Here is an 8,026-nt window from a genome sequence, read left to right on the forward strand (position 1 = left end):
TTTTCAAGGGCTTCCTGCTGAGGCTTCAGAAGTCATTCTTTTGTCTCAGCGCTTGGCGCTCAAGTATAATACCACACCCCGGGGCAGTTGTCAACACTTTTTGACATCTTTTTTCCAAATTCTTTGTGGTGGGGGTTTGGGAGCAAAACTCCAACCGCAACGAACCCTCTCAGGCATCGCTGCGCGATGCCAGCTCCCCCGAGGGGGGAGCTTTTGGCATGACGGGAAGGTCTCTTATTGCACTTGAAACTTTAGTGACCGGGTCAACGGCGTGCGCCCTCTCAGTCAAGCCCTGTCGGGCTTGACAGCTCTCCCAAAGGGAGAGCCAAGAGCACTGCCGGAAACTTCCTCATTATGCCTAATACTTTAGTAATAAACCTTAGACCTTGGCTCCCCCTTCGGGGGAGCTGGCGCGGGAGCGCCTGAGAGGGTTCGTCCTCTCCTCCCCCACCAAAAGCAAAAGCCTTGCGTATCGGCGGCGGGTGCGCTATTATATATTATATACATTATAGAGCGCTGCGAAAGGAGCCCTGACCATGATCCTCACCGTCAATATCGGCAACACTCACATCACCGTGGGCGGCTACGAACAAGATACCCTTATCTTCTGCGGGCGGCTGCACTCCGACCCCGCTGCCACGGTGGAGGAATACGCCATCCGGCTGGTGAATCTGTTACAGCTGTACGGAGCATCTCCGGCGCAGATCGAGGGCGGCATTCTGGGCAGCGTGGTGCCCATGCTCAGCGGGCGGGTGCTGGCGGCTTTACAGCTTTTATGCAAGGCACGCATCCTGACCGTGGGGCCGGGGCTGAAAAGCGGCATCAAGCTGCGGCTGGACAACCCCGCGCAGCTGGGTGCAGAGCTGCTGTGCGGCGCGGTGGCGGCGCTGGCAGAGTGCCCCGGGCCGCTGGTGGTCATCTCGGCAGACACGGCCATCTCCCTGATGGCGGTGAACGCCAAGCAGGAGCTTGTGGGCGGCGTGATCCTGCCCGGGCCGCAGCTTTCCATGAACGCGTTGGTGCAAAAGACCGCGCAGCTGCCCCAGATCGACCCTGCCACCCGCGCCCCGGACTCAGTGCTGGGCAAAAGTACCTCGGCCTGTTTGCAAAACGGCTTTGTGCTGGGCACGGCCAGCCTGCTGGACGGTCTGGCCGACCGCTTCTGCGCCGAATTGGGCGCACAGACCGCCTTTTACGCCACCGGCGACCTTCCCCGCTCCATCCGGGAGGCCTGCCGCACCCCCATCCACTACCGCGAGACCCTGATCACCGACGGCCTGCACCGCATCTGGCTGCGAAACCGGAAGGGCTGACGATTTTCGTTTGCATTTTGCATCCCAATGTGTTATACTGTGTTGTACCCACCAAAGGGATACAGTATTTGCGATCGTAGCTCAGCTGGATAGAGCGTTCGGCTCCGACCCGGAAGGCCAGAGGTTCGAATCCTCCCGGTCGCACCAAGGACTGCTGCACAGGTTATGTGCAGCAGTCCTTTTTATTTATTTTATCGAATCCATCTTGCAAAAGCAGCGCAGTGCCTTATAATAGAGGCTGTGCCCCGGTGTGCGCGGGCACGGTTAGGATGTATAGGATAAAGGAAAAAAGAGTATGGCTTCTCAAACGAATACGCTGACGGAAGGCCCTCTGGCCAAGCAGATCTTTCTGGTCAGTCTGCCGCTGGCGCTTTCCAACCTGCTGCAGGTACTGTTCAATATGTCGGACGTGGCGGTGGTGGGGCGCTTTGCCGGTTCCACGGCGCTGGGCGCTGTTGGCTCCACCAGCACGCTGGTGACCCTGTTCACCGGCTTTCTCATCGGTCTGAGCAACGGCATCAACGTGCTGGTGGCACGTTTTTACGGCGCGCGCCATCCCAAGGACGTGGAAAAGACCGTCCACTCGGCGGCCATCATCAGCGCCGTTGCCGGTGTGGCGCTACTGCTCATCGGTCTGCTGGGTTCCCCCGCCATGCTGCGGCTGCTGAACACCAAAGAAGATCTGCTGCCCGGCGCGATTTTGTATCTGCGGGTGTATTTTCTGGGCATGCCGGCGCTGGCGCTGTACAACTTCGGCAACGCGGTGTTCAGCTCCATCGGCGACACCAAAAAGCCGCTGATGTATCTGTCCATTGCCGGTGCCCTGAACATTGCGCTGAACCTATTCTTTGTCATCGTGTGCGATCTGAGCGTGGTGGGTGTGGCGCTGGCCAGTGCCATCAGCCAGTGCGTTTCGGCATTTCTGATCCTGCGGGCGCTGACCCGGGTGCAGGACTGCTACGCGCTGGACGCACATAAATTACAGCTGGACCCGGTGCAGGCCAAGAGCATCCTTGCGCTGGGCGTGCCCGCCGGATTGCAGAACGCTATTTTTGCCATTGCCAACCTGTTCATTCAGGCGGGCGTCAACTCCTTTGACTCTTTGATGGTCAAGGGCAACAGCGCCGCCGCCAATGCGGACGGCCTGATTTATGATTGCATGGCGGCCTTCTACATGGCCTGCGCCAGCTTTATGAGCCAGAACTACGGCGCGGGACGGCCTGACCGGGTAAAGAAGAGCTACTTCATCAGTCTGGGCTACTCCTTCGGCGTGGGGCTTGTGCTGGGCGCGGCGCTGTTCTTCTGCGGGCCGGCCTTCCTTGCGCTGTTCACCACCGAAGCGGCGGTCATTGACGCCGGCATGAAGCGGGTGGCTGTGATGGCCTTTGCCTACTGCGTCTCCGCCTTTATGGACTGCACCATCGCCGCCTCCCGCGGGCTGGGCAAGACGGTGGTGCCCACCATCATCGTGGTGCTGGGCTCCTGCGTATTCCGGGTGATCTGGGTGTACACCATCTTTGCCCACTTCCACACCATCCCGGCACTGTACCTGCTGTACCCGTGCAGCTGGACGCTGACCGCGCTGGCAGAGATTGCCTATTTTGCCAGCTGCTACAAGCGCGCAATGGCCATCTTCCGCAAGCCCGCGGCGGCGTAAGAGGACGATTTGGAATGTGCGCCGCGTGTGCCTTGCCGCCGCGATTTAAGGCACAGCCGCTACTGTTCAAAAGTCCCCTATGACCCATAGAGTTTTGAATAGTTACTTTTTCTGCGCCAAAACACGCAGAACACTGCGCTTTTTTCCCTACTGTTCAAAAGTAGCCAGAAGTTTTGAACAGTAGGGAGCAGTTGCAAATATAACGAAAGCACGATGCTTTTAAATACTATCCAATATTCAAAAGTGGTAATAATGAGCTACTGTTCAAAAGTCCCCTTGTGTCATAGGGCTTCGCCGCCTGTTCTGAACAGCAGCTCCTGCCCTGTAAAAGCAAAAGCCGGACGGCCCGCGGGCCGTCCGGCTTTGTGTTATCACAAGGTTTTACTGATAATCGTGGTTGAGGAACAGGGCCTTGATGACCACCACCTCGTCGTATTCCTCCTGCTCCACCTGCACGTCTGCGTTCAGGCTCTTCAGGCGTGCCTTGACCGCTTCCAGTGCCTCGGGCACGGTGACGGCACGGCCCTCCTCCACGGCGTCCATCATCTGCTTGAGCACGATGGGGTGGGCATACCAGCTTTTCACCGGGAACGCCCCGTGGGGGTAGTGCTTCACATACTCTGCCATGGCTGCCTCGGCCTTGTCCGCACGCTTCATGATGGCGTTGTTGTTATTGTGGGCAGTGGGCAGCATATTGTAGCTGGAAAACAGGAAGATGGCGGCAAAGCCGAACAGCGCAAAGTACACGCCGTAGCTGCCGGTGTGGCTGAACACAGAATACAGGCCGTAGGCCGCCGCCGCAACGCCCAGCACAAAGATCGCCAGCGCCACATACCGGTACACCGGCTTGCTTTGCAGCTGCGCACGCTTGCGGCGCTGGGCAGCGCTCAGCTCGGCGGAAAGCTCCGGCTTTGCGTCCAGATACTCCTTTGCCCGGCGCAGCACGGTAAGGCTGTGCTGCGCGTCCTCGGAAAGCTCCGGCAGCTTGCGGGCGGCCTTTTCGGCGGCCTTTTTCTGCAGTGCCTGCTCTCCGGCGGCGCTCAGCAGATGCAGCTGCGGCTGCTCCTTGGCAAGCACTTCCAGCAGGGTGTCCACGTCCCGCTCGTCCTTGAAGTTGCACTGTTTCTGCTTGCCGCCGTCGTACTCCACCACCAGATAGGCCATGGAGGCAAACACGCCCTTGCCGGAAAAGCCGCCGGAGCTCATAGCCACCCGCTTGAACACCCGGGTGATGCTGCCGTAGGGCAGATAATAGCGGCGGTCGATGTAAAAGCTGTTCAGGTACAGCGCCTTTTTGCCTACGCCGCAGGGGCCGATCTTCCGGCAGGCTTTTTTGTCTGCCTCCAGCTCCTGCGGGTCAAGCTTTGCCATGCCCAGCTGTGCGGGTTTGAAAATCATGGGTAGTTCCCTTCTTTGCTTTAAATTCTACGCCCCTATTTTCCCACGGGGCGGGGGCAATTGCAAGCCCTGATTTTTTTCAAAAAACAGCGCCCGCCGCTGTACGGTCAGGCAGCGGCGGGCGCAGGTTACTTACGGAAATATAGAGCCGTCAGTTCCTTATGCCTTGGAAGTAGAGCTCTTCTTGGTAGCATGGAGGAACAGAGCCAGCATTGCGATGGCAAAGACGATGCCGATGGGGTAAGCAACGGCGGTGTTGTAAGCCACCAGCTTGCCGTCCGCATAGGTGTTGATCATCTTGCCCAGGCACTCGGGAGCCAGCACGAAGTAGGTGCAGGACACAGCGCTCATGAAGGTTGCAGGCACGGCGGTGATCCAGAAGTTCTTCTTCTCCTTGAACAGGTACATGGAAGCAGCCCACAGGACGATCATAGCCAGCGTCTGGTTGGTCCAGCTGAAGTAACGCCAGATGACGGTGTAGTCGATGAAGCCCAGTGCGTTGCCGATGCCAAGGAAAGCACCAACGCCCAGCACGGGGATGCAGAGCTTCAGGCGGTTTGCGTAGCTGTCCTGATCGATCTTGAGCCAGTCGGCCAGGGTCAGACGAGCGGAACGGAATGCGGTATCACCAGAGGTGATGGGGCAGATAACGACACCGATCATAGCCAGTGCCACGCCGACATTACCCATGGTCTTGAGGCAGACGTCGTAGATAGCGGCAGACTGACCGGCAGCCAGAGCCTCGGCCAGACCGACCATCTTGCCGTCGGTGATGGTGTACAGTGCGCAGCCGGCAGCAGCCCAGATCAGAGCGATGATGCCCTCGCTGACCATTGCACCGTAGAATACGAAGTGACCCTGCTTCTCACTCTTCATGCAGCGAGCCATCAAAGGCGACTGGGTGGAGTGGAAACCGGAGATAGCACCACAGGCAACGGTGATGAACATGAAGCTCCAGATAGGAGTGTTAGAGGGATGCATATTGCTGAAGTTTGCCCAGATCTCGGGGATGGTGTAGGCGGGGTTGGTAAAGATACCAAAGATAACGCCCACAGCCATGATGATCAGGCAGATGCCGAACACGGGGTAGATCTTACCGATGATGGCATCAATGGAGATAAAGGTTGCGATGAAGTAGTACACCAGAATGATGATCAGCCAGAACAGAGTGGTGGTCATCAGACCGGACATACCGCCGTTCTTGCACAGGGTAACGATCAGACCTGCGGGGCCCACTGCGAACACGGTACCGACCATGATCAGCAGCACCACAGAGAACACACGCATGATGTTCTGCATCACGGGGCCCAGATAGCGGCCGGTGACCTCGGCGATGGAAGCGCCCTCGTTGCGCTCGCTCATCATGCCGGAGAAGTAGTCATGTACGCCGCCGGCAAAGATGGTGCCGAAGGTGATCCACAGGAACACCACGGGACCCCACAGAGCACCCTGCAGTGCACCGAAGATGGGGCCCAGACCTGCAATGTTCAGCAGCTGGACGAGGAACAGCTTCCACTGGGGCATCACAACGTAGTCAACGCCATCGTTGATGCGCACAGCAGGAGTTTCGCGGTCGTCCGGTCCGAACGTGTTGTCCACGATCTTACCATAGACAAAGTAGCCTACGATCAGAAGCGCCAGACACAGTAAGAAACTAATCATACCAGAAACCTCCTTTTTGATTTCAGCCGCCGACAGCTTATGCCATACTGCGGCTATGACCGATCTCTGGCTTCATGTTAACACCTTTTTCATAATTGTGTTAATATTTTTTAGGTATAGTTCCCATATCAAAAAGTATATAGCCGCTTATTTTATTTGTTTATGCAAACTTTTATTTTGTGGCGATAACACGTTTTAATTCATCGTTCTGTTTCTCAAAAACTTTCTCCCGGAAACGGTCAAGCCCGCCCCCGCCAAACTTTGCGCCGCCTTTTTGTGCATTTTGCTTAATCGTTTGCGATTTTCTCCCTGAAACGTGGGATTTTGGACGAAAAGAAGGGAAATCCGCCCTCTCAGGCGCTCCCGAGGGAACTCCCCCAGTCGCCTACGGCGACAGCCCCCTCGGAGATGGGGCCTTTGGCATGACGGTACGGTTTCCGGCTAAAGTGCAAAGTTTCCGGGTGCACCAGAGGCTCCCTCTTAGAGGGAGCTGGCAAAGCCGTCAGGCTTTGACTGAGGGAGTTCGTTCCAAGCCCCCACCCGTGAAAAAGGGCTAGCGGAGCGTCCGCAGACGCTCCGCTAGCCCGAAAATAAAAATAATTCTTCCGCTGCAACAACGACGACCGCCGCCAGCGGCGGAAACAGGGAGGAGTTGTTGGGGCAGCGGCCAGCAAGACGCGCGTGCCGCCCAAGGCACGATGCGGATGCTGGGTGCCGCAACCCGGAAGACGCAGCGCGCATTTCAAATCTTCTTCCACCCGCTGTCCTTGATGGTGGCATCTGCCTGCTTGTGCAGCAGCTGCACAAACAGCTGCTCCTCCGGCTGCAAAGGCTCCCGCTCCGGGTACACCAGCACGTCCCGCATCTGCTGTTTTTGCGCCGGGCAGTTATGCAGTGCCAGATGGTACTGCTCCAGCGCACGCTGCGGCATGGGGGACGACCACATATAGGCCGTGGGCAGATTCTGCAAAATGGAGAACTGGCTGCACCGCTCGTACACATGGATGCGGCGGTTGGGGTTCACCTCCCAGCGGGAAGCGGTGCTCTCGTCCCCGGGCAGATGGGTGTCGCCGTGCAGCACCTCGATGTAATCGTTCAGCTCGTCAAGGTTCTGCACCTGACGCCGCGCCAGCGGGCTGTCCTGACTGGTGAGCAGCAGGTAGGAAAACTCCATGATAGGCTCCTGCCGCAGACCGTGGCGCTGGCAGTAGCGCAGGTAGTAGTCCTCGTCCTCGGCGGCGTAGCGCAGCAGCGCCATGTGGTAGCCCTGCCGCAGCACAAAGTCCAAGGCTTCAATGGCACCGCTCTCCCGGATATGTGCCTGCAGCTGCTCGCTGCGGGCTGCCTGCTGCAAAAAATCCACCGCCGCGTAGGAGGCGTAGGTGGCATGGGTCAGCACCACCCGCAGCTCGGCGCAGCTGCGCTGCTGGTGCGCCTCCTGCTTCAGCTCGTCCACCTGCTGCAGCACCCGCTGCGCCTGCGCGATGAACCGCTTGCCCTGCTCGGTGGGGATCATGCCCGTGGAGGAGCGCTCGAAAATGCGCACCCCGTATTCCTCTTCCAGATTCTTCAGCGCCTTGCTCACATTGGGCTGCGCCGCGTACAGCTGCTTTGCCGCCGCCGACACCGACCCCCATTTCATGATGGCTACCAGATACCGCAGTTCCGTAATATTCATGAACCCCTCCGCATGGTTTGCAGTCGTAATCGTATTGTAACAATTTCTCCGCGCCGCTGTCAAGCGGGGGAGTTTTTTTGCTCTCAGCCGCCGGGCGGCGGGACGATTTGACAATTTTGAATGGCCGCCGCGTGCGCTTTGGCCATATTCAGCGGAAAAATATTTTAAATTTCGCGTTTGTCGCGCTCTGCGGAGCGCTCCAAACGCTATTTTCACGGGAGGGGTCGTAGAGGGAAACGGCATTTGCAGCGCCGCTTTCTGCGAAAGCGCGGCGCTGCGGGCGAGCGCTTGCTCCCCCGGGGGGGAGCTGTCGCGCCG

The 8,026-nt window shown here is 58.2% G+C and carries 5 protein-coding genes and 1 tRNA gene; 3 read left to right on the forward strand and 3 right to left on the reverse strand.

The features are described from left to right. Window positions 1-536: 536 nt before the first annotated feature. From WMO44_RS14100 to WMO44_RS14110, 3 genes are all read left to right on the forward strand, one after another. A complete protein-coding gene (locus WMO44_RS14100) occupies window positions 537-1,313 on the forward strand; it encodes a type III pantothenate kinase (protein WP_349152954.1) in 777 nt (258 codons plus the stop codon). Between the two features lie 70 nt (window positions 1,314-1,383). Then, window positions 1,384-1,460: transfer RNA gene (locus tag WMO44_RS14105), tRNA-Arg, on the forward strand. Between the two features lie 148 nt (window positions 1,461-1,608). After that, on the forward strand, window positions 1,609-2,970 hold the full coding sequence (locus tag WMO44_RS14110; RefSeq protein ID WP_349152955.1) for an MATE family efflux transporter: 1,362 nt from the start codon (window positions 1,609-1,611) through the stop codon (window positions 2,968-2,970). A 381-nt stretch (window positions 2,971-3,351) separates the two neighbouring features. Here the strand turns inward: WMO44_RS14110 and WMO44_RS14115 are convergent, their stop codons facing one another. The 3 genes from WMO44_RS14115 to WMO44_RS14125 form a co-directional block, all read right to left on the reverse strand. Next, complete coding sequence (locus WMO44_RS14115) at window positions 3,352-4,368, reverse strand: ATPase P (RefSeq protein ID WP_349152956.1); 1,017 nt, start codon at window positions 4,366-4,368, stop codon at window positions 3,352-3,354. A 159-nt stretch (window positions 4,369-4,527) separates the two neighbouring features. Further along, window positions 4,528-6,030: a carbon starvation CstA family protein gene (locus tag WMO44_RS14120; protein WP_349152957.1), complete on the reverse strand. Its 1,503-nt coding sequence runs from the start codon at window positions 6,028-6,030 to the stop codon at window positions 4,528-4,530. 742 nt (window positions 6,031-6,772) lie between these two features. Further along, window positions 6,773-7,708 (reverse strand): LysR family transcriptional regulator, encoded by a 936-nt coding sequence (locus tag WMO44_RS14125; protein ID WP_349152958.1) that lies wholly within the window; start codon window positions 7,706-7,708, stop codon window positions 6,773-6,775. Window positions 7,709-8,026: the final 318 nt, after the last annotated feature.

It is taken from the genome of Faecalibacterium tardum (assembly GCF_040096515.1).
GTDB lineage: Bacteria > Bacillota > Clostridia > Oscillospirales > Ruminococcaceae > Faecalibacterium > Faecalibacterium tardum.